Source organism: Pseudomonas sp. GM60 (genome assembly GCF_000282415.1).
In the GTDB taxonomy this organism is placed as follows: Bacteria; Pseudomonadota; Gammaproteobacteria; order Pseudomonadales; family Pseudomonadaceae; genus Aquipseudomonas; species Aquipseudomonas migulae.
The window spans coordinates 41,709-67,631 of record NZ_AKJI01000048.1 but is presented as its reverse complement, the minus strand read 5'-3'; the positions used below and the strand labels follow the sequence as shown (position 1 = coordinate 67,631).

Genomic DNA, 25,923 nt, shown 5'->3' with positions numbered 1-25,923 from the left:
AGCGCTTTGGTTACTTTCGCGCTTTTCGAAAGTGACTCGCTGTAAAAGCGAAACCATTAGCGGCCGTTACCGCAGCAACGGATATGTACACCACCAAAAAACGACCTCTCACAATGGGCAGCATTTTTGTACCGCACTACCTGATCCAGAACACCTATCCCAAGGGATAAACAGCTAAGCTGCGGCTGCATCGGCGCGTCGTAAAGCGCCGTCTCTGGAGACGCTACATGGCTCGTACCCCCGGCGCATCGGCGCAACCCCGTGCCGATACACCTGACCGATGGCTGGACGTACTGGCCGGCCTGTCGATTGCCGGTTTGTTGCTGCCCGAGGCGGTCGCCTATTCCAGCATTGCCGCGCTGCCGCCACAGGCCGGGGTGATTGCCTTGTTTGCCGGGCTGCTGTGTTACGGACTGTTTGGCACCAGCCGGTTTGCCATCGTGTCCGCGACCTCGTCGTCAGCGGCCGTTCTGGCTGCCGCCACCGCCACGCTGGCCAATGGCGATCCGGCCTTGCGCATGAGTCTGGCGATCGGTCTGGTGCTGATGACCGGTGGTTTCTTCCTGTTGGCCGGGGTATTCAAACTCGGCAGCGTCACCTCATTCATCGCCAAACCGGTGCTGCGCGGCTTTGCAGTGGGGCTGGCCGTGACCATCATCCTCAAGCAAGTGGCGAGCATCGTCGACGTCCATTTGAGCACCGGTAACCTGATCCGTTTCCTGCCGCAACTGCTGGAGCAGTGGCCGCAGTGGAATAAAGTCGGGGCATTGGTAGGCGCGGTGGCGTTGCTGGTGTTGTGGCTGTGCGCACGGGTCAGGCGTTTGCCTGGCGGTTTGCTGGTGGTGGCGCTCGGCATCGCGGCGGGCCAATGGCTGAACCTGCCGGCCTACGGGGTCAAGTTGATCGGCGTCATCGATCTGAGTCTCGAAGTACCGCAGCTCCCGGTGTTGCCGTTCACTGACTGGTTGCGCTTGGGTGAACTGGCGTTCGCCATGGTGATGATCCTGTATGCCGAGTCTTACGGCTCGATTAGCTCGTTTGCGCTCAAGCACGGCGACCGGGTGTCTAGCAACCGCGATCTGCTGGCCCTCGGTGCGGCCAATCTTTTATCGGGACTGTTTCATGGCATGCCCGCAGGCGCTGGTTATTCTGCGACATCGGCCAATGAAGCGGCGGGGGCCGGTTCGCGTCTGGCCGGGATTGTGGCGGCCGGGGTGGTGCTGCTCATCGTCCTGACGGTATTGCCGTGGATTGCCCTGACTCCCGAGCCAGTGCTGGCTGCCATCGTCATTCATGCCTTGGCCCGTGGCTTGAGCCTGCAACCGTTGGGCCGGTATTTCATCTGGCGTCGCGACCGCCTGCTGGTGATTTGCGCGGTGGCGGCGGTGCTGGTGCTGGGCGTGCTGGACGGCTTGCTGCTGGCAGTGGCAATCAGCGTGGTGCTGATGCTCAAGCAGATGTCGTCGGCGGATATCCAGGTGTTGGGGCAAATGGCCGGAGGTCACGATTTTATTGACCTGCAACGACATCCCGACGCGAAGGAAATCCCCGGTGTGCTGATCGTGCGGCCCAGCGAGGCGCTGTTTTTCGCCAATGTGGAGCGCATTCTCGGTGGTGCATTGCGCCTGGCGCGGCACGCGGAGCCGCCGGTGCATACGGTTATCCTCAGTCTCGAAGAGTCGCCCGATCTGGACGGCACCAGCATCGAAGCACTGGAAGCGTTCTTTTTGCAGGTGCGCGCCGAGGACAAACTGCTGATCCTGGCGCGGCTCAAGCATCAGGCAAAAGCGGCGCTGTCGAAGTTGCCGGCGCAGGAACTGGAGCAGGTGATTCTCAGCGGCCTGAGTGTCGATGTTGCTGTCCAACAAGCCCTCAAACCAACCACATAACTCCTGTAGGAGTGAGCCTGCTCGCGATAGCGGTGGATCAGTCAACATTGATATGAATGTACTACCGCTATCGCGAGCAGGCTCGCTCCCACAGGGGATTGGTGCAAACCTTTCAGGCATAAAAAAACGCCGCTCATCTCACGATGGGCGGCGTTTTTTACAGCGTTGTAACGTTAGGCTTGAACGACCGGGATATTGGCGTTCGCAGCAACTTCACGGAACTCGGCGATCTGGTCGAAGGACAGGTAGCGGTAAACATCGGCCGCCATGCTGTCGATCTTGCCAGCGTATTCCATGTACTCCTCGACGGTCGGCAGGCGACCCAGGATGGACGCAACGGACGCCAGCTCGGCCGAAGCCAGGTAGACGTTCGCGCCGTCACCCAGACGGTTCGGGAAGTTACGGGTCGAAGTCGACACAACAGTCGAGTTCGGCTCTACACGTGCCTGGTTACCCATGCACAGCGAGCAGCCTGGCATTTCCATGCGTGCGCCAGCCTTGCCGTAGATGCCGTAGTAGCCTTCTTCGGTCAGTTGGTGAGCGTCCATCTTGGTCGGCGGCGACAGCCACAGACGGGTTGGCAGCTGACCCTTGACCTGATCCAGCAGTTTACCGGCAGCGCGGAAGTGACCGATGTTGGTCATGCACGAACCGATGAACACTTCGTCGATCTTCTCGCCAGCAACGCTGGACAGCAGACGGGCGTCGTCCGGATCGTTTGGCGCGCAGAGCACAGGCTCTTTGATGTCGGCCAGGTCGATTTCGATGACTTCAGCGTATTCGGCGTCAGCATCGGCAACCATCAACTCCGGGTTGGCAACCCAGGCTTCCATCGCTTGAGCACGACGTTCCAGGGTACGTGCATCGCCGTAGCCTTCGCCGATCATCCAGCGCAGCAGGGTGATGTTGGAGTTCAGGTACTCGGTGATCGACTCTTTCGACAGCTTGATGGTGCAACCGGCAGCCGAACGTTCAGCCGAGGCGTCGGACAGCTCGAAAGCCTGTTCGATGCTCAGGTTGTCCAGGCCTTCGATTTCCAGGATGCGGCCGGAGAAGGCGTTCTTCTTGCCTTTCTTCTCGACGGTCAGCAGGCCAGCCTGAATCGCGAAGTAAGGAATGGCGTGAACCAAGTCACGCAGGGTGACGCCCGGTTGCATTTTGCCTTTGAAGCGCACCAGGATCGATTCCGGCATGTCCAGCGGCATAACGCCAGTGGCGGCGGCGAACGCTACCAGACCGGAACCGGCCGGGAACGAAATGCCCATCGGGAAACGGGTGTGCGAGTCACCACCGGTACCGACGGTGTCCGGCAGCAGCATGCGGTTCAGCCAGCTGTGGATGATGCCGTCGCCCGGACGCAGGGAAACGCCGCCGCGGGTCATGATGAAGTCTGGCAGGGTGTGGTGGGTGGTCACGTCGATCGGCTTAGGGTAAGCCGCGGTATGGCAGAAGGACTGCATTACCAGATCGGTCGAGAAGCCCAGGCACGCCAGGTCTTTCAGTTCGTCACGGGTCATCGGACCGGTGGTGTCCTGAGAGCCGACGGTGGTCATTTTCGGTTCGCAGTAGGTACCAGGACGAACGCCTTTGCCTGCTGGCAGACCGCAAGCCTTGCCGACCATTTTCTGTGCCAGGGTGTAGCCCTTGCCGGTGTCGACAGGTGCTTCAGGCAGTTTGAACAGGTCGGTTGGGCCCAGGCCCAGTTCGGCACGGGCCTTGTCGGTCAGACCGCGACCGATGATCAGCGGAATACGGCCGCCGGCACGAACTTCGTCCAACAGGACCGGGGTCTTCATTTCGAAGGTGGTCAGGACTTCGTCGGTGCCGTGTTTGCAGACTTTGCCAGCATGCGGGTACAGGTCGATCACGTCGCCCATGTTCATGTTGGTAACGTCGAATTCGATCGGCAGTGCGCCGGCATCTTCCATGGTGTTGTAGAAGATCGGAGCGATTTTGCTGCCGAAGCAGAAACCGCCGGCACGCTTGTTCGGCACGTAAGGAACGTCGTCGCCGAAGAACCACAGCACCGAGTTGGTGGCGGATTTACGCGAAGAACCGGTACCGACCACGTCACCGACGTAGGCGATAGGGAAGCCTTGACCGCGCATTTCTTCGATCTGCTTCATCGGGCCGGTGACACCCTGGGCGTCAGGCACGATGCCTTCGCGGGCCATTTTCAGCATGGCGAGGGCGTGCAGCGGGATGTCCGGGCGGGACCAGGCGTCCGGAGCAGGGGACAGGTCGTCGGTGTTGGTTTCGCCGGTGACCTTGAACACGCGCAGGCTGATCTTGTCGGCCAGGACAGGGCGGTTGCGGAACCACTCGCCGTCAGCCCAGGACTGGATCACGCCTTTGGCGTGTTCGTTGCCGTTGCGGGCTTTTTCCGCGACGTCGTGGAACGCATCGAACATCAGCAGGGTGTGCTTGAGCTGAGCGGCAGCGACAGCAGCCAGTTCGGCGTTGTCGAGCAGGTCAACCAGGGTCACGATGTTGTAGCCGCCCTGCATGGTGCCGAGCAGTTCTACAGCGCGTTTCTTGTCGATCAGAGGGGAAGTGGCTTCGCCTTTGGCCAGGGCAGACAGGAAACCTGCCTTTACATAGGCCGCTTCGTCCACGCCAGGCGGAATGCGATTGGTGATCAGGTCAACGAGGAAAGCTTCTTCGCCAGCCGGGGGATTCTTCAGCAGCTCAACCAGGCCTGCAGTTTGTTCGGCGTTAAGCGGCTGGGGAACGATACCCAGTGCTGCACGCTCTTCGATATGTTTGCGGTAGGCTTCAAGCACAGTTATTACCCTCATCAGTGGTCCCAAATGGGTGTCCGGGACGCTCATCCCGAAATTGCCGTACTCATGCGCTGCGTGGCGTTGTGGGCCACTTAGCCAGAATTACCGACAATTCCTTACAGAAGCTGCTTTCAAAGTTTTACGCCTGCAGAACGGGGAGCTGATGAGGGTTGGCGTTGGGCTTTTCCCCGCTGGAAAAACCCTTCGCCAACACCGCTCTGAAGGAACGACTGTGCTCGTGACGCTTTGAAAACAGCTTCTAACGGACATTGGCGCCTTAAAAGGCTGGCTGATTCTACGGCAAAAAAAATTTAAAGGTAAGTTGGGCTCTCAACTTTGAGGGGTGATGAATGTTAGACAAAGGGCTAACATGCCCGCCTGTTCTGCTTTCCCGTGCTTTGTTGACCTATGCCCAATCAGACCATAAAGACCCCCTGCGTCGGCCTTTGCTCCACTGTTTACGGTGACTTGGTCTGCCGTGGCTGCAAGCGTTTCCACCATGAAGTGATCAACTGGAACGGTTACAACGAGGAGGAAAAACGCGCGGTATGGCTGCGGCTGGAGCAACTGTTGTCCCAGGTGATGGCCAGCAAACTGGAGGTTTTCGATCCCCAGCGCCTGCGTTTGCAACTGGAGCAGCGCAAGATTCGCTTCGTGCCGCATCAGTCGGAGTATTGCTGGGCCTATCAGTTGATCGCCCGAGGCGCGCGGGTGATCAACAATCTGGAAGCCTACGGGATGGTGTTGATGCCGGAGTTTCGCGACTGGAACCTGCCGGAGCTGCGGGATGCGATTGATCGGGAGTTCTTTTTGCTCTCCGAGGCGCATTACCAGCGTTACATCGCGCCCGGATTCCTCAAGGATGCGTTTGGCGGTTAACCTTTAAAAGCTTCGCGGGCAAGCCTCGCTCCTACAGGTGAACACGTACCCCTGTAGGAGCGAGGCTTGCCCGCGAAGGCGCCCGGATGGGCACCACATATCTCAATGATGAGACACCATCTCTTCCAGATGATCCTCAATCTCCTGCGGCTTCAACACCAGCACATCGCTCTCCACCGCATCCAGCACCACCTCCGCCGTATTGCCGATCAACGCGCCGGATATCCCGGACCGCGCCACCGTGCCAATCACGGTCACCGATGCGCCCAACGTGTGGGCCATGTACGGAATCAACACATCCGCCGGACCTTCCGCGATATGCAGGTGCTCATTGTCGATGTCGAACTCGGCTTGAAACGCTATGCACTGTTCGCGGTAACGCGCCTCGATGGTTTCGCTGAGCTGCAACGTAGGGTCCGCCGCCGACAGCATTGGTGAAGGATGAGCGCTGACCACATGCAGATGAGCCTTGGCCAGGCTGGCGATGTCATAACCGTGATCGATGATGATGTTGTGCAGGTGACGGTGTTCGTCATCGGTATTGCCGACATCAATCGCCGCCAGGACCACACCGCCTGCCCAGGGTTTCGAGGTTTTCACCAGCAGCACCGGAGTCGGACAGTAACGCAGCAGTTTCCAGTCCGCCGGGGTCAGCAGGGCTTTTTTCAATGAGCTGTCGGGGTAATGCTGCTTGATCACCAGCCCGCAACCTTCGGCTTGCTGCACATCGACGATGGTTTCGTGCAGGCTTTCGTTCCACGCCTGCTCGGTGGTCACGCTGTAGCCATCCGCGAGCAGCGCTGCCTTGAGCACACCAAGCATGCCGCTGTGGTCATGCTTGCGGTCGCACACCAGCAGATGCAGATGAGCCTGGGTTACCCCGGCAATCAGCTTGGCCCGTTTGAGCGCCAGGCTTTCCGAGTGTTCGGGTTCGATGACCACCAGAATGCTGCGAATGGCTTGCATGATCGGGATCTCCAGAGGGAAAAAAAGCATGGCGTTGCACAACTATAGTTGCTGGTCACGCATCCGGGACTTGATACATATCAACGGTCGTGGCTGGTGGTCTGGCGGCGGGCCGGTATAATCGGCGCCCTTCGTTTTGAACCTTTATGTCCGTGAGCCCCATGATCCTTCCCGAAATTCACGAGTTCCTCGGTTGCCGCACCCCGGACGGCTGGGTCCAGGCCGCGCTGGCCGATCAGGAAACCTTGCTGATCGACCACAAGAACTGCGAATTCAAGGCGGCCAGCACGGCATTGAGCCTGATCGCCAAGTATCACTCCCACGTCGATCTGATCAACCTGATGTCGCGGCTCGCCCGGGAAGAGCTGGTGCACCACGAACAAGTCATGCGCCTGATGAAGAAGCGCAAGATCGAGCTGCGCCAGCTGTCCGCCGGGCGTTACGCCTCGGGTCTGCGCAAAGTAGTGCGCAGCCATGAACCGGTCAAGCTGGTCGATACCCTGGTAGTCGGTGCGTTTATCGAAGCCCGCAGCTGCGAGCGGTTCGAGGCGCTGGTGCCGCACCTGGACGAGGAACTGGGCAAGTTCTACTTCGGTCTGCTGAAAAGCGAGGCGCGGCACTTCCAGGGTTACCTGAAACTGGCGTACCAGTACGGTGACGCCAAGGACATCGCTCAGGTGATCGAGCGGGTTCGCGCTGCCGAGCAGGAACTGATCGAATCGCCGGACGTGGAGTTCCGCTTCCACAGCGGTGTCCCAGCCGCCGCATAACCTGTAGGAGCACGGCTTGCCGGCGAAGGCGTCCTTGAGATCGCCTTCGCCGGCAAGCCGTGCTCCTACAGTTAGTTGCGATCTTTTGCAGCGCAATTGTTAAAAACTCTTAAGAGTATGAAAGATCACTGAAAACCGGCCCCAGAGGCCGGTTTTTGCTGCCTGCAATCGCCGCCCCGACGCTGATTGACGCCATAATGCCGCCCACTTCATACAAGAGTTGGCACGCGTTCGTTATGGATAACCTGGGTTTTGGCAAAGTTCTGCTGGTGGAAGACGACGAAAGGCTTGCCGGGCTGATCGCGCACTTCCTGTCCCAACATGGCTTTGAAGTGTTACAGGTGCATCGCGGCGACCTCGCGTTGGCCGCGTTCCTCGACTTCAAACCGAAAATCGTTGTACTCGACCTGATGCTGCCGGGCCAGAGTGGCCTGCACGTGTGTCGCGAAATTCGCAGCGTGTCCGATACGCCGATCGTCATTCTCACCGCCAAGGAAGACGACCTCGATCACATCCTCGGCCTGGAATCCGGCGCCGACGACTACGTGATCAAGCCGATCAAGCCGCCGGTATTGCTGGCCCGTCTGCGTGCGTTGCAACGCCGGCAAACGCCGGACAGCACAGTCTGCAGCTCGCTGGAATTCGGCCATCTGAGCATCGACCGCAGCTGTCGCGAAGTGCGCCTGGCGGGTGAGGGCATCGAGCTGACCACCATGGAATTCGAATTGCTGTGGTTGCTGGCCAGCGCGGCGGGCAAGATTTTGTCCCGCGACGATATCCTCAACCGCATGCGCGGGATCGCCTTCGACGGCCTCAACCGCAGCGTCGACGTCTACATCAGCAAGTTGCGCGGCAAGCTCAAGGACAACCCGCGTGAACCGGTGTGCATCAAGACCATCTGGGGCAAGGGTTACCTGTTCAATCCGTTCGCGTGGGAGCTGTAAATGCTGCGGTTATTTCTCGGTCTGTTTGTGATGATGACGGTTGGCCTGGTACTGGGGTTGCAAACCGTCGAGCGCACGTTCGATGCGCTGCTCGCCGGTCAAATGCAGAGCTACAACCGCGAGGCGGTACGAGGTCAGGCCTGGTCGCTGGTGGAGCAGTTGCGCGGCCTGGGCGGTCCGGCGCGGGAACGCCAATTGGAAACCGTGCGCCCTCACTACGGTTTGGGCCTGAGCCTGGTCGAAACGGATCAACTGGCCCTGACCGATCAGGAAAAAGTCGAGTTGGCCCAAGGCCTGCTGGTGCTGCGTGACAAGTACACGCAGTTCATCTCGCGCATTGACGACGGTTCGCAGTTGCTCAGCATCAAGCTGCCGGCCGAGCCGAGCCTGATGCCGTTCTACATTGCCACGGCCTATCTGATGATCGCGGTGATGATCGGTTTCGTGTTGTTTTTCTGGGTGCGCCCACACTGGCGAGATCTGGAGAAACTGCGTCTCGCCGCCGAACGCTTTGGCGACAACAACCTGTCGGCGCGGATCCAGCTGTCCAAGCGCTCGAACATTCGCGACCTGTCCGAGCATTTCAATCTGATGGCTGCGCGCATCGAAGGCCTGATCGCCAATCAGCGTGAGCTGACCAACGCGGTATCCCATGAATTGCGCACGCCGATTGCCCGGCTGTCGTTCGAACTCGATCAGCTCAAGCAACAATCCGATCCGAGCCAGCGCCGTGAACTGATAGCCGACATGTACGCCGACCTCGGCGAGCTGGAAGAAATGGTCTCGGAGCTGCTGACCTACGCCAGCCTTGAGCGCGGTGCCACGGTCATTACCCGGGAGAATATTCAGGCCAACAGTTGGCTCGACAGCGTGGTCGGCAGCGTGGCGCTGGAGGCCGAGGCGGCCGGGGTGCAACTGCTGATTGTCGAGTGTCGGGTCGATGAGGTGCGCATCGAGCCACGCTTCATGGCGCGCGCGGTGATCAACCTGCTGCGCAATGCCATTCGCTATGCCGAAGAGCGAGTGGAGGTGTCGTTGGTGCGCACCGGTGATCATTACGAAGTCCAGGTCAACGACGACGGGCCGGGCGTGCCGGTGGACGGGCGGGAGAAAATCTTCGAACCGTTCTCGCGCCTGGACGCCAGTCGGGATCGCCGCACGGGTGGCTTCGGCCTGGGCCTGGCCTTGGTGCGACGGGTGTCGCAGTCTCATGGCGGGCAAGTGCAAGTGGCGGATTCGCCGTGGGGCGGGGCGTCGTTTCGCATGACCTGGGTGCATCAGGATTAGTTGTGTGTTGCTCTTGCGGACCCCTTCGCGGGCAAGCCTCGCTCCTACAGTTTGTACGCGTACCGTGTAGGAGCGAGGCTTGCCCGCGAAGGGGCCTTCAGCAACACCCTCAAATCAAAAGCTGTAAACGACCTGCCCAGCCACCGAAGTCTGCATCCGACGCTCGACAATCGGACTGTCCGCCGCTTTACCACCCAGGTACTGCACCGCCAGCACCGTGGTAAAACTCCATTCATCGTTGATCGGCAGCGACCAGGTCAGATCCGCCCCCCGACTCACCAGGCCACCTTTGGTGTCATACGCCTTGAACTTGCTGCGCGATGCCTGAGCGCTGCTCACGCCATACCAGGTGCGCATGTAATTGCTGTCGCCGAACTGACTGTTCAGGCTGCCGACGACCTTGCCGTAGTCACCTTCATAAAACGGCGCGCTGATGCTCAGTTTCAATCGGTTCCAGGCTGAGCCGGTGTCGTGTTCGTCCTCGTCTTCTTCAAGCGCATGTTCATAACTGGCGCCGAGAATGATCGGCCCCATGTGATAGGTCCCGTCCAGCCCCAGCAAGGGACGCGACTTGATCGAGCCCATACCGTTGAGCTCATCCGAGCCCTTGAAACCGCTTTTACGGTCCTTGCGCACATCACTTGCGCCGACGTAGACACTGAGACCGAAGTCGTCTTCATCAAACGCCCAGCCAAGACCCTTTTGCGTGTCGAGAAAGAAACCATAAGGGCTGACGATTTCGCCGCCCAGCAGCGGCGCCACCACGCGTTCATCACTGCCGCTGTAACGCGGCGCACTGGCAGCGCCGGCGCGCAGGCTGTAGTGCCAGTCTTCGGCATACAAGGAGGTGGAGGGGAGGAGCAGGCAAAAAGAGGTCAACGGCAAATACAGCGAACGAAACATGGGAGCACCCTGGGTGATAGTGGATGCGCCCATGCTAGGCGGGTGCCGCCCGGCAATCTTTGGCAGCTTTGTCGCAAAACTGTCAAAGACTGTGAACGGGTTTGGCGAGCAGTGAGTCGCCTGTGGCGAGGGCGTAAATCCCTCGCTACAAGTTCAGCTTAGAAGTCCCACTTGGTGGTCAGCATCAGGTTGCGCGGCTCACCGTAGAACGTGGTGTCGAAGTTGCCCAGGCCGGCCAGGTACTTCTTGTCGAAGACGTTGTTGGCGTTGGCGGTGAAGCTCAGGTGCTCGTTGTACTGGTAACGGGTCATCAGGTCCACGAGGGTGTAGCCACCCTGTTTGATCCGGGTGTAGTCGCCAGCGGGAGCGCTGTAGATTTTGCCGTAGGAGGCACTCTGCCAACTGATGCCGCCGCCGACGGTCACTTTGTCCAGGGCGCCAGGCAGGCGATAGGTGGTAAACGTCCGTACCACGTGCTCAGGCTTTGTGGTGGACAGCGGGTAACCAAAGATCCGCTGTTCGTCTTTATCACGGGTGCGTGCGTAGGTGTAACCGGCCGTCAGGTTCCAGCCCTCGGTCAGCTCGCCGGCCAGTTCCAGTTCCACACCTTTGGTGGTGGTGCCGTCGACGGCTTTGAAGATGCCTTCGTTGGTGATTGCGTTGGTGCCGGTCTGCTCCGCGACGCCGTCCTGCTCGATGCGGAACAACGCCAGGCTGGCATTCAGCCGGCCATCGAAGTAAGCGGCTTTCAGGCCGGTTTCATAGCTGTCGCCCTCAACCGGTGCCAGGGTCACGCCACTGGCATCCTTGTAGGTCTGTGGCTGATAGATCGAGGTGTAGCTGGCGTATACCGAGTACACGTCGTTCAGGTCATAGACCACGCCGGCGTAAGGCGTGACGACGCCGTGTTCCTTGTAGCTCGCGTGGGTGTCGTCCAGCGGTGAACCCACGTTGTAGCGGTAGTCTTCGTTGTACTTGAAGGTGCTCAGGCGGCTGCCGAGGATGACCGACAGATCATCGGTCGGGCGCAGGCGGGTGGCGAGGTACACACCGTTCTGGCTCTGGGTGCGTTCGTACTTGCCGTTTACCGGGAATTCCTGTTTCGGCAGATGACCTTCCCAATCGTAGATGCTCCCAGGGACACTTTCGAAGGCGCTGATGTCGTAGGTGGAACCGGTCTGACGGGAGTGGGACGCCATGACGCCGGCCACCAGTTCATGCTCGCGACCGCCCAGCGTGAAGGGGCCTGAGACGTTCACGTCGGCCGTGTCCTGCACGCGATGACCTTCGAAACGACCCCAGAAGAAGGACATGCCTTCGCCGGTAGCACGGTCCGGATTGCCGTAGCTGGCCGAGGCCAGTTGGGTGTCGTGATCGGTGGTTTTCTCGCTGAGGCTGGCTTTGAATTTCCAGTCGTTGGCCAACGCTTGTTCCAGTGTTGCAAAGTAGGTGATTTCGTCGAAATCGCGACGGCTCCAGTCAGCTGCCGGGTTGAAGCTGCGGGAGAAGTCGGTACGGCCGCCGTCAGAGAAGTACGTCGTGTTACCGGTCCAGGAACTGCCGCGAGGTGTGGCGCTGGACTTGTCGATGCCGAATGTCAGCAGGGTCTCGTCGGTCAGGTCGGCTTCAAGGATGCCGTAATACAGGTCTTTCTTTTGGCTGTAATGGTCAATGTAGGAATCCTTGTCCTGGTACACGCCGACAAAACGCCCGCGCACGTTGCCCGAGTCAGTCAGCGAACCGGAAATATCACCGGTGGTGCGGTAACTGTCCCAGGAACCGACGGTGCCGCTGATCGAGGCCTTGAACTCTTTGGTCGGCTTCTTGCGGATCAGGTTGACGGTGGCGGACGGGTCGCCAGCGCCGGTCATCAGGCCGGTCGCGCCCTTGACGACCTCGATGCGGTCAAGGCTGGCCGAGTCGTCGCTGTTGTTCGGGTTTTCCCCATAAACACCGTCGTAAGGCTGGTTGACCCCGTCGTACTGGAAGTTGGTGATGGCAAAGCCGCGGGCGGAAAACTCGGTACGGTCGCTGTCATATTTCTGCGTCGAAACACCGGGGGTGTTACGCAACGCATCGCTGATGCTTTGCACACCGCGATCGTCCATTTGCTGGCGGGTAATCACTGTGACCGATTGCGGTGTTTCACGCAGCGACAACGGCAGGCCAGTGGCCGAAGACGTTGAGCCGGTGGTGTAGGAATGGGTGTCCTCGGTGGTCGCGCCCAAGGCGACACCATTGATGTTCGTCGCACCCAGTTGCAGCACGCCATCGTCCTTGGCTGCCGTTTTGCCGGTGGCCGTTTCGGCGGCATGGGCGGTGGAGGCAAGGCTCAGCAGAGCGGCCGGAAGGGCCAGTGCCAAGGGGCACAGGGCAAAACGAAAACGCGCAGCAATTGGGTGCGACATGGAGATCCCTTTGTATCGAATCGATCGGTAAGTGAAAGGCTTCTGAGGGTTAACCGAACGAAAAACGCAAAGGGGAACTGCCGTGTGAAAAAAATTGAAGTTTTGATTAGCGAGCCAGGCCCAGTCGCTCGTGCCACTGTGCGATGGACTCCTCGGGCCAGATCTCGCACTGCCGATCACCGGCATGTGCCGCAACCTCCACCCACGGCGCTTTCGAATTGAGCATCACGTGCGTGTACTCGGGTGGCACCGGCAACGCCGTATCAATGGCCGAGGCGAACGGGTGAATCAGTTCCGGCCATTCAGGGCTGAACAGCCACAAGCCCGAGCCACACATCGAGCAGAAGTGCCGCTCTGCCGTGCTGCGGTGGGCGCGTTTATCGCCTTCGTCCTTGAGTCGCGCGTGATAGATCGCGATGGATTTGCGACCGCGCACCTTGAGGCTTGCGGCATCGCCCGTGATGTTGACCGAGTAACCGCCACCGCCCTGGGTCTTGCGGCAGATCGAGCAATAGCAACGTTGGTAAGGATAGGGGTGGGCGCTGGTCAGACTGAACGACACGGCGCCGCAGTGGCAGGAGCCTTCGAGCTGCATGGCAGAACCTCCAAATGATTGGCTGTTACTTCCCTGACCGCCCCGAAAACCGGTGGTTCACTGCTGGATCGGCACCAGGATCGCATCGCCGGTTGCCACCAGCTTCAACTGATCCCCTGTTTGCGCGAACAGTTCGGCACGGGCAAACACCTGCTTCTTGCCGGACTTCACCACCTGGCCGCGCGCAATGAACACTTCACCGACGGCGGGTGCAAGGCAATTCACCGAAAAATGCGATGCCAGGACATTGCCAGCGACCGTTCCGGCCGCAAACCCACAGGCGGTATCGAGCAGCGCGCCAATCAGGCCGGCATGCAGGAAGCCTGCGTATTGCGCCATGTCCGCCTCGCGAAAAGCCAGGGTCAGTTCCACCTCGCCCGGCTCGGTGCGAGTGACCTCGAAACCGGCCCAACGGTTGAAGGCGGACGTTGAATTGATCTTTTTGAGTGCATCAAGCATGGCGAATCCCTCCGGTTGAGGCATCAACATGCGCCGGGTTTTGGGGGATGTCATGGTGGATAAAGAAGGGTGATGGGCGGGTGGCTTGGTGGTGAATAATCAGGCCTTATCGCTAGCAGGCTAGCTCTCACATTGGATCTCCAGTCTTCATGAGATCACTGTGGGAGCTAGCCTGCTGGCGATGAACGAAAACACGGTCCCACTGGACGCCCACCGCCCGCCAAGTCAGCATGAGCACCTCGAATCGGGAACCGACCCATGCGACGACTACCTTCCCTTGCAGCCCTCAAAACCTTCGAATGCGCCGCCCGCCACGCCCACTTCGGTCGGGCCGCCGCAGAGTTGTGCGTCACCGACAGCGCCGTCAGCCATCAGATCCGCCAGCTCGAAGAGCAACTGGGCGTGTCGCTGTTCATCCGCGAAGGCCGGCAAATCCGTCCGACCATGGCCGCCGGGCGCCTGATGCAAAGCCTGCAGCAAGCCTTCGAACTGATTGGTGAAGCCTGCGATGAACTGCGCGATCCGTCGTCGCTGGCGGTGTTGCGCCTGGCGGTGACAGCCGAGCTGGCGCAAAAGTGGTTGATGCGTCGCCTCACGGATTTCTATGCGCGCTATCCGCATATCACCTTGCATCTCTACGAACAGCCAATCGACGCCACCGCGCCGGGGGAAGACATCGACCTTGCGATCACCTACGGCACCGGCCCGGTGGACAGCAGCGCGTACTTCGTTCGGCCATTGCCGGCATTGCAGTTCTTCCCGGTGTGCAGTCCCGGCCTGTTCAACCAGGGCGCCTTGAAAACCCCGAAGGACCTGGCGCGCCACTGCCTGCTGCACGACGATCAGGACGGCAAGACCTGGACCGCGTGGCTCACCAGTCATGCCGGCGATCAACGCCCCGAACGACAGTTGTATTTCGCCCATGCCGGCCTGGCGCTGGAAGCCGCGGCCCAAGGACAGGGCGTGGCCATGGGCGATAACCTCACGGCGCAGGAAGACTTGCTCAGCGGTCGACTGGTCCGGCCGTTTACCTCAAGCATGACTGCGCTGGGCCAATACGCGCTGGTGTGTGAACGAGTGCGCCTGGAGCGTCCGGCTGTGGCGCAGATGCTCGAATGGTTCAATGATCAACTGATCGATTGATGAGTTTTATTCAACTGTTCCGCAATTATCATCGTTGGCGAGGAGGGTGCCGACGACCTTAGCCTGTGGTCATTCCAATCCCCGTCAACGAGGTTTGACCATGGCACGTTCGCTCGACACCACCCCAAAACAAGACGGCTTTCGCCTGCCCGGCGAATTCGAAACCAAGGCCGGTTGCTGGCTCGGCTGGCCGGAGCGCACCGATGTCTGGCGCAACGGGGCCAAGCCGGCGCAGAAAGTCTGGGTGCAGATCGTCACCGCCATCTCTCAAAGTGAACCGGTCACCGTGTGTGCCTCCGCCGCGCAATTCGCCACGGCGCGCCGTCAGTTACCGCCGCAAGTTCGCGTGGTGGAAATGACCTGCAACGACACCTGGTTTCGGGACAGCGGTCCGTGCTTTGTGGTGAATGATGCCAGCGGCGAAGTACGCGGCGTCGACTTCGAATTCAACGCGTACGGCGGCCTCGATGGCGGCTTGTACTACCCGTGGGACAAGGACGACCAGATCGCCAGCAAGATCCTCGAAATCGAACGTTTCGACCGTTACCGCGCACCGCTGATCGCCGAACTCGGCGGCATTCAGAGTGACGGCCAGGGCAGCATCCTCACCACCGAACAATGCCTGCTCAACCGCAATCGCAACCAGCACCTGGGCAAGGAAGAAGTCACCCGGCGGCTGACGGACTACCTCGGCGCCGAGCAAGTCATCTGGCTGCCGCGCGGTTGCAAGTTCGACGAAACCGACGGTCACGTCGACGACCTCGCGTGCTTCGTGCGTCCCGGTGAAGTGGTGCTGCAATGGACCGACAACCGCGATGACCCGCAATGGGAAATCTATCAGGAAGCCTACGACGTCCTGCGCAGCACCCGTGACAGCCGTGGCCGCGAGTTGATCGTACACAAACTGCCACAACCCGACGTGCTGGAATGGACTGCAGAAGAAGCCGAAGGTCTGGACCAGCAAGACAGCACCCACACCCGTCAGGCCGGCACCAGAATCTGCGCGTCGTATATCAACTACTACGCCGGCAACACCTCGATCGTGGTGCCGTTGTTTGGTGATCGTAACGATCAGGCGGCACTGGCGACACTGGCTGAGCTGTTCCCGCAGCACAAGATCGTCGGCATCGAAAACTCCCGGGAAATCCTGCTCGGCGGCGGTAACGTCGCGTGCATCACCATGCCTCAATACGCTGGTAAAGGAGTGTAATCATGGGCCTGCACAAACTGACTCAAGCGTTATTGCTGGTGCTTGCACCCTTGTGTGTGCAGGCCGCCGACAGCGTCAGACCGGTGGTGAACCTGTACATCTGGGGCGAATACCTGGCCCCGGATACCCTGACCAATTTCGAGAAAAAGACCGGCATCCATGTGGTCGCCGATCATTTCGATTCCCTGGAAACCGTCGAGACCAAACTGCTCACCGGCCGCAGTGGTTATGACCTGGTGCTGACGGCGGGGCAGCATTTGTCCAGGGCGATCCAGAGCGGTGCCATTCAAACCTTGAACCTGCAACGGTTGCCGCACTTTGCCGGCGTCGGTGACGAGTTCCGCCAGCACATGGCGGTGTTCGATCCGGGCAATCGTTACGCCGGGATTTATGCCTGGGGCACGACCGGTGTGGGTTATCAGGAAGAGGCCGTCAAAAAGCGCCTGCCGGAGGCGCCAACGGACAGTTGGGCGATGCTGTTCGATCCGGCGGTGGTCTCGAAATTTGCCGATTGCGGTGTGAGTTTGCTCAACGATCCCAACGAGGTGTTCGCCGCGGTGATGAAGTACATGGGGCTGGACATCAACCGCCAGAACCTCGATGACCTGAAGCTGGCCGAGCAGCAACTGGCGAAGATCCGGCCGTACATCCGTTACTTCGACAATGACCTGAACATCAGCGACCTGGCCAATGGCAACACCTGCGTGGCGATGTCGTGGAATGGCAACGTGGCCATTGCGGCGGGCCAGGCAGAAGCCGCGAAAAAACCGTTCACGTTGACCTACCGGATACCGAAGGAGGGCACGTTGATCTGGTTCGACGCCATGGTCATTCCCAAGGATGCGCCGCATCCCGAGGCCGGGCTGGCGTTGATGGATTACCTCATGACGCCGCAAGTGATTGCGCCAATCACCGACACCATTCACTACGCCAATGCGATCACGGCGGCGGATGACTTGATCGCCCCGGCGATTCGTAATGATCCGGGGACGTATCCGTCGGCGCAGGTGCGGGCTTCGTTGTATAGCAAGAATGACAATGGCAAGGCGTTCAACCGGGCGTTGATTCGGGCATTCAGTCGGTTGAAATCCGGGTTGTGACAAGTTGTGGATTGTAGTGACAGTGGCACCGCCTTCGCGAGCAAGCCCGCTCCCACATTGGATCTATGTCGTTCACAAATCCAATGTGGGAGCGGGCTTGCTCGCGAAGAACGATAAAGCGGTCCCACTGAACGCCATCAATACCCCGGGGCACCGCTAATGGAGAATTCCCGAACCAGCATCGGTTTTCCGGTCAGCCCTTAATCTCCATCGGGCTGCCAACCAACAGCACCTCGTCCTGGATAGCGGCCAAGGCGTTTGACGTACCCCGTCCCTGTTGCGCCAGTTTGTCCTCTTTTAGTGCCTGTTGCAGAAGACCGAGGAGATTTTGCGTCTTCGAGGACGAGACAGGTGTCACGTTATCTTCTTCCAGGCGCCCCATTACATATTTGGAAATACGCGTGGACTGGCTCGCCGAATGGCTGACGGACGCTTCGACCAACTTACCTTTGACATAGCCGATGCTGCTCGTGCTGCTGGCCTTATCGTCGATCTGGTAGTACTGATAGTTCTGAGATTGTGGGTCATCCGTCAGTTTCAGCTTTTGTCCGGCATACAGAGGCTTATGGTAGTGGGCCGTCAGATGCGATTGCTGATTCTGGACGACCTTGCGATTGAACTGATCCTGACCTGTGGATTGCGTGGCCTGCGATAAGCCATAGGTGAACGAGTCGAGTTCAAGAGGCCGTGCAGGATTGCCGTTCACAGTCTTCTCGGTGACCGTCGCGCTAAAGTCGGCGAGTCCGGTGAGCACGCGGCGGTCGGTGTCTGTCAGCTTGATCGCCGTTAGCGCCTGCGGTCCGGTAGCAGCGCGGCTTTCCGGGTAGTTGCTGTGCACAGTCTTGAATGCACTCTCGAACATCGACAGCAGATTCTGGTCGCCGTCGCCTCGTACACGCGCCGCTTCTATTTGACGCAGATACCCTGCGAGCGCCTTGGCTTTCTGATTGCTGTCGCCGAGGATGGCGGCATTTTTCAGGTCCACGGACATGTCGAAATCACCCGCCGCGCCGCTCATGCGTACCTGGCGCTGGCTTGCGTCGGCGTGCAGCTCAAGGCTCTGCGTACTGTCATCGTCGAGCTTGAACCGTGTGATCAGGTCGACCGAGGAGAACACGTCAGTGTCGAACTGAGCCAGCGCCTCCAGCTTGAGTTGCGGTGGAACGGCGGTGAGGCCTTGAATGGCCGATTCAAATCCTTTGGCCATTGCCCCAAGCGCAGCAAGTTCTTCCTCGCTGAGATCGCCGCCCTGGACCTGAGCCTGCACCGCCAGCGCGTTATCCTGACTGGACAGCGTGATCTGGACGGTTTTGCCGCTTGCCGTTTTCAGGGTCAGGTTGATGCTGTTGTCTGCAACGCCACTGTGGAGCCTGGCTTGGGCAGCCGCCAACTCTGCAGGCTCAAGCTCCCGTCCGGTTGATGAGCGAATGACCGACTGGGAGATGTTCTTGTTGGATTGCGCCAGCTGCAGAAGCAGAGTCTCACCCAGTCCCCGGAACCGGCTGCTGGCTGTAGTGCTTGCGAAGTTGCCTCCCATGCGAAACGACACTTTGTCAGGCTGCGTGTATTCCCAGGCAAGCGGGGCATCAGGCACCGCAATGACACCCCGGGAGGTGTAAGTCTGCGCATCGATGGTGTTGCTATCTTGATGCAAGGTGACAATCGATGCGGGGGAGGACAGGGCGGCTGTTGATTCGGTGGTCGTGCCAACGGCGGGCTGGGTGGCAGCAAGCCTGGCGACCGCCAGTGGCGGCAAGGAAGAGATTGAAGAGATGACGGTCATTGCTGCTCCATGCTGAGTACCAGTAGTTTCCTACAGGGCTTGTCGGCAGGGGGCTTCATAACTTGAGGTGCGAGTGCCGGTGGCTCTGGAAGTGTGGTGAATGGGCTGACGCCTTCGCGGGCAAGCCTGCTCCCACAGGGGAATGCATTTCAAATGTGGGAGCGGGCTTGCTCCGGGCGGCGTTCCGGCGATGAACGATGACTCGGTCTACCTGTTGGGCACTCGCCACAAATACCAGGAAGCTACCGTCCGATAAGGACGCCACCCCAACCCGATCTCCACCATCTGCTTGCGCGTCGGCTGCACTTCCAACCCTTTCAACCGCCGATACCCCTCGCGCACCCCAAAGTCATCCGCTGGCAAAATATCCGGCCGCTCCAGGCTGTAGATCAACAGCATCTCAACCGTCCAGCGCCCAACCCCGCGCAAAGTGATCAACCGTTCAATCAACGCTTCATCGTCCATCGCCAACGCCGTCGCATAATCCGGCACCACGCCATCCAGCGCCGCCTGAGCGATGCCCTGAATGGTCGCGATCTTGCTCGCGGAAAAACCGCACCCACGCAGTTGATCAAACCCGGTCGCCAGAATCTGTTCAGGTCGCGGAAACGCCGTCGAAGGAAACAGCGCCAGAAGCCGGCCGACAATCGCATCCCCGGCTTTGGCGTGCAGTTGCTGATAGGCAATCGCCCGCACCAGCGACTCATACGGATCGCGCGCCGCATGCGGTTGGTGCAGGCACGGGCCGATGGCGGCGATGTGGCGCGCCCAGTCTTCATCAATGGACGCGAGAAACGCCGTCGCGGGCAAATAAGGATCGGTCAAGCGTTCACCGCAGGTTTGAACAGCGCGTTCACTTCCCCGTAGGTGAACGCCTTGAGGTGGCTGCTATCGAGTTTGCCGGTTTCCAGAAAGCTTTTGGCCAGGCCGGCCATCGCACCGTAAAGAAACTCGGCGATACCGGAACCGGCGCTCAAACGGCGAACGCCCAGCGCTTGCAACGCTTCAGGCGATGGCAGCCCCGGCAGCCCAAGCACATTCAACGGCAGCGGAGTGCCATGGCACAGCGCAGCAATCTCGTACTCCGCCGAAACGCCGGCCGCGAACAGCCCGTCAGCACCGGCCGACTGATACAGCGCCGCACGTTTGAGCGTTTCCGCGACGCGGTCTTCGGCCGGCACCAGGCCCTTGAGATACACATCGGTGCGGGCGTTGATGAACAGCTTCACATTACGGCGTTCCGCAACCTGACGGGCGATGTCGATCTTGCGCGCCAGCAGCTCGGGCGGGGATGCACCGTCTTCGATATTGATCCCGACAGCACCGGCGGCGATCACCGCGTCAATCACTTCGGCAACCCGTGTCAGGTCATCGGAATAGCCGGCCTCGACGTCCACGGTCAGTGGCAGCGAAATCACCCGGGCGATGGACTCGACGCTCGAGACCAGGCGTTCGAGGGGCAGGGCATTGCCGTCCGCATAACCGTGAGTCCAGGCGACTGCCGCACTGCTGGTGGCCACGGCTTTGCAGCCCAGTTGCTCGACGATGCGCGCCCCGGCGGCATCGGCGACGTTGGTGAGAATCAGCAGGCCGTCCTGATGCAGCCTGTGGAATTGCTGGTCGAACGTGTTCATCGAATTTCCTTCCTTTTGAAAAACAGCGAATCGTCAGAACGCGAGTTGTCGTGTGACCTGCACCGCAGCGTTTTCCAGCCTGAGCAGAAACGCCTTGCGCGGTTGTCCTCCACCATAGCCCGTCAATGAGCCGTCCGCGCCGATCACCCGATGGCAAGGCAAGACAATCGAAATCCGGTTGTGCCCATTGGCCAGGCCCACGGCGCGGCTGGCACCGGGTTTGCCCAACAACGCGGCAATGGTGCCGTAGGTACTGGTCTGGCCATAGGGGATTTTCGCCAGTTCGGCCCAGACCTGTCGGGAGAATTCAGTGCCGGGCAGATGCAACGGCACCTTGAATTCAGTCAATTTGCCAGCGAAGTACTGCGCCAGTTCTGTTTCGATTTGCTGCAGGTGTGCGTTGTGCCCCGGTGCTACGGCATAGCCATGACGGTTCTGCAGGGCTTCGACTTCCCGGGTCAGTGCCGGCCGGTCGAGAAATTCCAGCAGCACCAGACCGCGCCGTTCGGCCATGGCGATCATTGGCCCTAGCGGCGTGGTCAGGCGCGTGAACAGCAGGGGCTCGCTGTTGGCCGCACGACCAGGGGTAATGTGAAAGGATTTTTGAAAGGCATCGCGGAACCCGCTCAGGGATTCGTAGCCGGAATCGAACGCCGCGCTGTCGATGGAATCGCCCTGTCTGATCCCGCCCAGCGCCATGCCGAGGCGTCGGGTGCGCAGCCACGCGTGGAACGTCATGCCGAAATGCTGCTTGAACCAGCGCCGCAGTTTCAGTGGCTCGATGCCTTCAGCCAGCAACTGGGCATCGGTCCAGCGCAGCTCGGGGTCGGCGTCCACCGATTTGAGCAACTTCTGCACCCAGTCCGGCGCGATGGCAGCCGCGTCCAGCGGCTTGCATCGCAGGCAGGCGCGGTAGCCGGCAGACAGGCAGTCATCGGCATGGGCGAAGAACTCGACGTTCTCCGGTTTCGGCTTGCGCGCCGTGCAGCTGGGGCGGCAGAAGATGCCGGTGGTTTTGACCGCAGTAAAAAACACCCCCTCGTAGGTGGTGTCTCGTTCGAGCATGGCGCGAACCATCTCGGCGTGGGGCGGAAGCATCGCGTTTTGTAGGTTCATGGGTTGAGCATAGGGCTCGGGGCCTCAGGCCTCCACCGGAAAATCGACAGCGAATTACTACTGTTGGTCTATTGCTGGTCGGACATTGTGGGAGCGGGCTTGCTCGCGAAGTCGGTGTGTCATCAAACATATGTTTCGACTGACACTCCCTCTTCGCGAGCAAGCCCGCTCCCACAGTTAGGTCGCCGTCTATTCAGGCACGACGCGCCATCAGCAACACCGAAGCCGCCGCCGACAACAACCCCGCGCAGCACCGGTTGAAAATCCGCTTGCCCCGAGGCTTGGCGAACCAGCGACGCATGTGCAGGCCCATGTAGGCGTAGGCGCCGATGGCGATCCATTCCAGCATCAGGAACAACGCGCCCAGCACCGCGAACTGTGGCGTCACGGCCTGACCCGGGTCGACAAACTGGGGCAGGAAGGCGGTGAAGATCAGGATCGCTTTCGGGTTGCCGGCCGCCACCAGAAACTCCTGTCGTGCCAATGTCAGCATCCCCGCCGGAGCGCCCGTCACCACGTTTTCCGTCCCCGGATCCGCGCGCCACAATTGCCACGCGAGGTAGAACAGGTACGCCGCGCCGATAATCTTGATCCCGTAGAACAACAACTCCGACGTTTGCAGCACCACCGCCAGGCCTGCCGAGGCGAGGGCGATCATCCCGGCGAACGCCAACAGTCGACCGATACCCGCGACACACGCCGTGCGATAGCCGTAGCGCGTCGAGTTGCTGACCGATAGCAGGTTGTTCGGGCCGGGGGCCATGTTCAGGGCGAAACAGGCCGGGAGAAAGAGGGAGAGGGTGGCGAGGTCCATGATTCGGCTCCAGAAGCGAGAGCGATATTTTTACCACAGGTGCCGTGCGGCTTGACCCGTACAGTGGCGAACGGCACGCCCCGTACAATCGCTTACTTCGCGAACTTCTTCGCCCCCGCCACGCACAGAATCACCGCCACGGTGACCGCCAGCATGCCAATGCTGACCTGCTCATGAAGCAACGTCGCCGCCAGCGCCAGTCCAAAAAATGGCTGTAGCAATTGCAGCTGCCCCACAGCAGCAATCCCGCCTTGCGCCAGCCCGCGATACCAGAACACAAAACCGATCAGCATGCTGAACAGCGACACATAACCGAGGCTGAACCACGCTGGCGTGCTGATCCCCGAAAACGAAACGGGCGTGAGCCACCAGGTCATCACCGCCATCACCGGCAATGACAACACCAGCGCCCAGCAAATCACCTGCCAGCCGCCCAGTGTTCTGGACAGCTTCGCCCCCTCGGCATAACCGAGGCCGCAGGCCAGGATGGCTGCCAGCATCAAGAGGTCACCTTCTGGCGAAGCGGTCAGGCCTTGCGACGCGGCAAATCCCACCACCAGCAGACTGCCCAGAACCGAGAAAAACCAGAATACCGGCCGGGGACGCTCACCACCGCGGATCACGCCGAACACGGCGGTCGCGAGCGGCAACAGACCCACGAAGACTATCGAATGCGCCGAGGTCACGTATTGCAACGCCAGCGCGGTCAACAGTGGAAACCCGACCACCACGCCCAGGCTCACGATGACCAGCGGCAATAGCTGGCTGCGCTCCGGACGTTTTTCCTTGAACAACCACAACAGGCACAGCGCCAGCACCCCGGCGATGGTGGCCCGGGCGACGGTCAGGAACACCGGATCGAATTCCAGCACCGCGACCCGCGTGGCGGGCAGCGAGCCGCTGAAGATCACCACGCCGATCAGTCCGTTGAGCCAGCCGCTGGTGGTAGTTTCCCGGTGCTGGGTGTTCAGGTTCGATACTCGTTCCATTGAGGGTCACACTCGACTGATGGTTTAAACGGCGGGTTGCCTTGAACGCATCGTATGACCGAGTATTAAGACAATCAAAGAATTGTCATGGATACATCACCCTATGCCTCGCTTGCGCTACAAGTCGCTGGTCGACTCCTTTGCCGCAGACATCCGTTCAGGACATTTGCCGCCCGGTACGCGTCTGCCAACTCATCGTCAGCTCGCCGCCGAGCACGGTTTGGCGCTGGTCACCGCCAGCCGCGTTTACGCGGAGCTTGAGGCGATGGGCCTGGTCAGTGGCGAAACGGGGCGGGGCACGTTTGTCAGGGAGACGTCGCTTCCGCCCGGTCAGGGCGTCAGTCAGCACGTGGTGGCCGTGGGCATGGCCGATCTCAATTTCAACTACCCGTCATTACCCGGTCAGGCTGACTTGTTGCGAACTGCCTTGCGTCAGTTGGCGTTATCCGGCGACCTTGAATCCCATCTACGCTATCAGCCCCATGCCGGGCGCCTGCATGAGCGGGCATCGATTGCGAACCATCTGGCGTCGCGCGGGTTGAGCGTGCAGGCTGAGCAGGTGTTGATCGTCAGCGGTGCTCAACACGGATTGGCGGTGACGATGATGGCGTTGCTCAAGCCGGGCGATGTGATCGCGGCGGATGCGTTGACCTACACCGGTTTCAAGGTGCTGGCCGAATCGCTGCACCTGGAAATCGTGCCTATTCCCGCCACGGACACCGGGCCTGATCTCGATGCGTTGGAAGCGCTTTGCCGGCGACGGTCGGTGCGGGCCGTCTACGCCATGCCAACGTTGCACAATCCGCTGGGATGGGTGATGGACGCTCAGTGGCGCAACCAGTTTGTGTCGATTGCGCGCCAGCATGACCTGTTGATCATTGAAGACGCCGCGTATGCCTTCCTCGTCGAAGATGCCCCGGCACCGTTAGCCGAGTTGGCGCCGGAACGGACCGTCTACGTGTCGGGGTTCTCCAAGAATGTCGCGACGGGTCTGCGCGTTGGCTTCGTTGCCGCACCATTGGAAAAGGTGCCTGCACTGGAGCGCGCAATCAGGGCAACCACCTGGAACACTCCCGGCGTGATGACGGCGATTGCCTGCGCATGGCTCGACGATGGAACCGTAAGCCAGCTGGAAGCGCAAAAGCGTGCAGACGCACAGGCCCGGCAAGCCATGGCCGCCGAGCTGTTGAAAGGACTGCGCTGCATGACTCATCCCTCTTCGTACTTTCTTTGGTTGCCTCTGGCGGAAGATGCCAGAGCGGACCAGATCGCCGTCGAGCTGATGCACGAGCAAGTCGCCGTCTCCACCGCCGAACCTTTTGCAACCTCTGTCCACGTGCCGCATGCGATCCGGTTGGCGCTGGGGTCGGTGGACATGGATTCGCTTCGACAAGCGTTGATCAAAGTGAAGCGGGTGGTCGGCGCGTATTCCTGAGACAACCACGACCTCCTGTGGCAGCGAGCTTGCTCGCGATGAACGTTAACGATAACGCGGACTTCCTGGCTAATCGCGTCGCCCTCAGGTTCATTGCGGGCGAGCCCGCTCCCACAAGGGGACGTGTTTAACCATGCCCGTCAGTGGGCAGTTTTCTTCAATACGCGGACCAGCCCGCGCCTTACCGTGAGGCCTGGTTCAACTGAATTGAAGAAGGTATGCAATGAGTCTGATTATTTCGATGGCGGCGTTTGCGCTGGTGGCTTCGATTACGCCGGGGCCGGTCAACATTGTTGCGTTGAGTTCCGGCGCGCAGTTCGGTTTTCGCGCCAGTCAGCGCCACGTGGCCGGCGCAACGCTGGGTTTTGTGTTGCTGTTGGTGTTGATGGGGTTGGGGCTGCATGAACTGTTGCAGGCATGGCCGGCGCTGACGCGGGTCGTGCAACTGGCCGGCGTGGCGTTTCTGTTGTTCATGGCGTGGAAACTGGCGGCGGACAACGGGCAACTCGACGCGAAGGAGTCGGGGCGGGCGCCGTCGATGGTGTACGGCGCGGTCATGCAGTGGCTCAATCCGAAAGCCTGGCTGGCCTGCGTCGCCGGCATGGGCGCGTTTGTCGCCGATGGCGAGGCGCGGCTGGTCTGGCAGTTTGCCGCGGTGTATCTGGTGATCTGCTACCTGTCCATCGGATGCTGGGCGTACGCCGGGACTTTTCTGCGCGGCTATCTGAACAATCCGGCGGGGATGCGCGTGTTCAACCGGATCATGGCGTTGTTGCTGGCGATGAGTGCGATTTACCTGTTGCTGCCCTGATCGAT

General features: G+C 60.3%; 22 protein-coding genes. 10 read left to right on the top strand and 12 right to left on the bottom strand.

The genetic code is table 11. From position 1 onward, the window contains the following. Nucleotides 1-227 precede the first annotated feature (227 nt). Nucleotides 228-1,889, top strand: coding sequence for a SulP family inorganic anion transporter (locus PMI32_RS16330; RefSeq protein ID WP_008028703.1), 1,662 nt, complete (start codon nucleotides 228-230; stop codon nucleotides 1,887-1,889). A 173-nt stretch (nucleotides 1,890-2,062) separates the two neighbouring features. Here PMI32_RS16330 and acnB read toward each other — a convergent pair whose 3' ends face one another. After that, nucleotides 2,063-4,672, bottom strand: coding sequence for a bifunctional aconitate hydratase 2/2-methylisocitrate dehydratase (gene acnB / locus PMI32_RS16335; protein WP_032828733.1), 2,610 nt, complete (start codon nucleotides 4,670-4,672; stop codon nucleotides 2,063-2,065). Between the two features lie 408 nt (nucleotides 4,673-5,080). Between acnB and PMI32_RS16340 the strand changes: the two genes are divergently transcribed. Further along, nucleotides 5,081-5,551, top strand: coding sequence for a DUF1289 domain-containing protein (locus PMI32_RS16340; RefSeq protein ID WP_008028699.1), 471 nt, complete (start codon nucleotides 5,081-5,083; stop codon nucleotides 5,549-5,551). A gap of 102 nt (nucleotides 5,552-5,653) precedes the next feature. On the opposite strand, the gene uspL is transcribed toward PMI32_RS16340, so the two are convergent. Then, nucleotides 5,654-6,517, bottom strand: coding sequence for a universal stress protein UspL (gene uspL / locus PMI32_RS16345; RefSeq protein WP_008028696.1), 864 nt, complete (start codon nucleotides 6,515-6,517; stop codon nucleotides 5,654-5,656). 161 nt (nucleotides 6,518-6,678) lie between these two features. On the opposite strand from uspL, the gene PMI32_RS16350 reads away from it, so the two are divergent. The 3 genes from PMI32_RS16350 (at nucleotide 6,679) to PMI32_RS16360 (ending at nucleotide 9,518) form a co-directional block, all read left to right on the top strand. Next, nucleotides 6,679-7,287, top strand: a complete 609-nt coding sequence (locus tag PMI32_RS16350) for a MiaE family protein (RefSeq protein WP_008028695.1) — start codon at nucleotides 6,679-6,681, stop codon at nucleotides 7,285-7,287. 236 nt (nucleotides 7,288-7,523) lie between these two features. Then, nucleotides 7,524-8,231 carry a winged helix-turn-helix domain-containing protein gene (locus tag PMI32_RS16355; protein WP_032828732.1) on the top strand — a complete coding sequence of 236 codons (708 nt, stop codon included), beginning with the start codon at nucleotides 7,524-7,526 and terminating at the stop codon, nucleotides 8,229-8,231. Further along, nucleotides 8,232-9,518, top strand: a complete 1,287-nt coding sequence (locus PMI32_RS16360) for an ATP-binding protein (protein WP_008028690.1) — start codon at nucleotides 8,232-8,234, stop codon at nucleotides 9,516-9,518. Between the two features lie 114 nt (nucleotides 9,519-9,632). Here the strand turns inward: PMI32_RS16360 and PMI32_RS16365 are convergent, their stop codons facing one another. The 4 genes from PMI32_RS16365 to PMI32_RS16380 all read right to left on the bottom strand — a co-directional run bounded on the left by PMI32_RS16365 (nucleotide 9,633) and on the right by PMI32_RS16380 (nucleotide 13,883). Then, nucleotides 9,633-10,421, bottom strand: a complete 789-nt coding sequence (locus PMI32_RS16365; RefSeq protein ID WP_008028688.1) for a MipA/OmpV family protein — start codon at nucleotides 10,419-10,421, stop codon at nucleotides 9,633-9,635. Between the two features lie 158 nt (nucleotides 10,422-10,579). Continuing rightward, nucleotides 10,580-12,829, bottom strand: coding sequence for a TonB-dependent siderophore receptor (locus PMI32_RS16370; protein WP_008028686.1), 2,250 nt, complete (start codon nucleotides 12,827-12,829; stop codon nucleotides 10,580-10,582). A gap of 106 nt (nucleotides 12,830-12,935) precedes the next feature. Further along, nucleotides 12,936-13,424, bottom strand: coding sequence for a GFA family protein (locus PMI32_RS16375; protein WP_008028684.1), 489 nt, complete (start codon nucleotides 13,422-13,424; stop codon nucleotides 12,936-12,938). A gap of 57 nt (nucleotides 13,425-13,481) precedes the next feature. Continuing rightward, nucleotides 13,482-13,883 carry a PaaI family thioesterase gene (locus PMI32_RS16380; protein ID WP_008028682.1) on the bottom strand — a complete coding sequence of 134 codons (402 nt, stop codon included), beginning with the start codon at nucleotides 13,881-13,883 and terminating at the stop codon, nucleotides 13,482-13,484. Between the two features lie 258 nt (nucleotides 13,884-14,141). Between PMI32_RS16380 and PMI32_RS16385 the strand changes: the two genes are divergently transcribed. The 3 genes from PMI32_RS16385 to PMI32_RS16395 all read left to right on the top strand — a co-directional run bounded on the left by PMI32_RS16385 (nucleotide 14,142) and on the right by PMI32_RS16395 (nucleotide 17,336). Beyond that, nucleotides 14,142-15,026 (top strand): LysR substrate-binding domain-containing protein, encoded by an 885-nt coding sequence (locus tag PMI32_RS16385; protein ID WP_008028679.1) that lies wholly within the window; start codon nucleotides 14,142-14,144, stop codon nucleotides 15,024-15,026. Between the two features lie 100 nt (nucleotides 15,027-15,126). Next, nucleotides 15,127-16,236 (top strand): agmatine deiminase, encoded by a 1,110-nt coding sequence (aguA, locus tag PMI32_RS16390; RefSeq protein ID WP_008028677.1) that lies wholly within the window; start codon nucleotides 15,127-15,129, stop codon nucleotides 16,234-16,236. Nucleotides 16,237-16,238: 2 nt separating this feature from the next. Continuing rightward, nucleotides 16,239-17,336 (top strand): extracellular solute-binding protein, encoded by a 1,098-nt coding sequence (locus PMI32_RS16395; protein ID WP_008028676.1) that lies wholly within the window; start codon nucleotides 16,239-16,241, stop codon nucleotides 17,334-17,336. Between the two features lie 193 nt (nucleotides 17,337-17,529). On the opposite strand, the gene PMI32_RS16400 is transcribed toward PMI32_RS16395, so the two are convergent. The 6 genes from PMI32_RS16400 to PMI32_RS16425 all read right to left on the bottom strand — a co-directional run bounded on the left by PMI32_RS16400 (nucleotide 17,530) and on the right by PMI32_RS16425 (nucleotide 23,672). Beyond that, nucleotides 17,530-19,119: a hypothetical protein gene (locus tag PMI32_RS16400; RefSeq protein WP_008028674.1), complete on the bottom strand. Its 1,590-nt coding sequence runs from the start codon at nucleotides 19,117-19,119 to the stop codon at nucleotides 17,530-17,532. A gap of 207 nt (nucleotides 19,120-19,326) precedes the next feature. Beyond that, complete coding sequence (locus tag PMI32_RS16405) at nucleotides 19,327-19,944, bottom strand: DNA-3-methyladenine glycosylase family protein (RefSeq protein ID WP_008028672.1); 618 nt, start codon at nucleotides 19,942-19,944, stop codon at nucleotides 19,327-19,329. Beyond that, complete coding sequence (locus PMI32_RS16410) at nucleotides 19,941-20,753, bottom strand: isocitrate lyase/PEP mutase family protein (RefSeq protein ID WP_008028670.1); 813 nt, start codon at nucleotides 20,751-20,753, stop codon at nucleotides 19,941-19,943. The genes PMI32_RS16405 and PMI32_RS16410 overlap by 4 nt, the downstream gene beginning before the upstream one ends. Before the next feature lie 33 nt (nucleotides 20,754-20,786). Beyond that, complete coding sequence (locus tag PMI32_RS16415) at nucleotides 20,787-21,869, bottom strand: bifunctional transcriptional activator/DNA repair enzyme AdaA (protein WP_032828731.1); 1,083 nt, start codon at nucleotides 21,867-21,869, stop codon at nucleotides 20,787-20,789. Nucleotides 21,870-22,062: 193 nt separating this feature from the next. After that, complete coding sequence (locus PMI32_RS16420) at nucleotides 22,063-22,683, bottom strand: LysE family translocator (protein WP_008028666.1); 621 nt, start codon at nucleotides 22,681-22,683, stop codon at nucleotides 22,063-22,065. A gap of 92 nt (nucleotides 22,684-22,775) precedes the next feature. Continuing rightward, complete coding sequence (locus PMI32_RS16425; RefSeq protein WP_008028663.1) at nucleotides 22,776-23,672, bottom strand: DMT family transporter; 897 nt, start codon at nucleotides 23,670-23,672, stop codon at nucleotides 22,776-22,778. A 103-nt stretch (nucleotides 23,673-23,775) separates the two neighbouring features. Here PMI32_RS16425 and PMI32_RS16430 point away from each other — a divergent pair, with 103 nt between their 5' ends. Together PMI32_RS16430 and PMI32_RS16435 are read left to right on the top strand one after the other, a co-directional pair. After that, nucleotides 23,776-25,107 (top strand): aminotransferase-like domain-containing protein, encoded by a 1,332-nt coding sequence (locus PMI32_RS16430; RefSeq protein ID WP_008028662.1) that lies wholly within the window; start codon nucleotides 23,776-23,778, stop codon nucleotides 25,105-25,107. A 223-nt stretch (nucleotides 25,108-25,330) separates the two neighbouring features. Next, nucleotides 25,331-25,918 (top strand): LysE family translocator, encoded by a 588-nt coding sequence (locus tag PMI32_RS16435; protein WP_008028660.1) that lies wholly within the window; start codon nucleotides 25,331-25,333, stop codon nucleotides 25,916-25,918. Nucleotides 25,919-25,923: the final 5 nt, after the last annotated feature.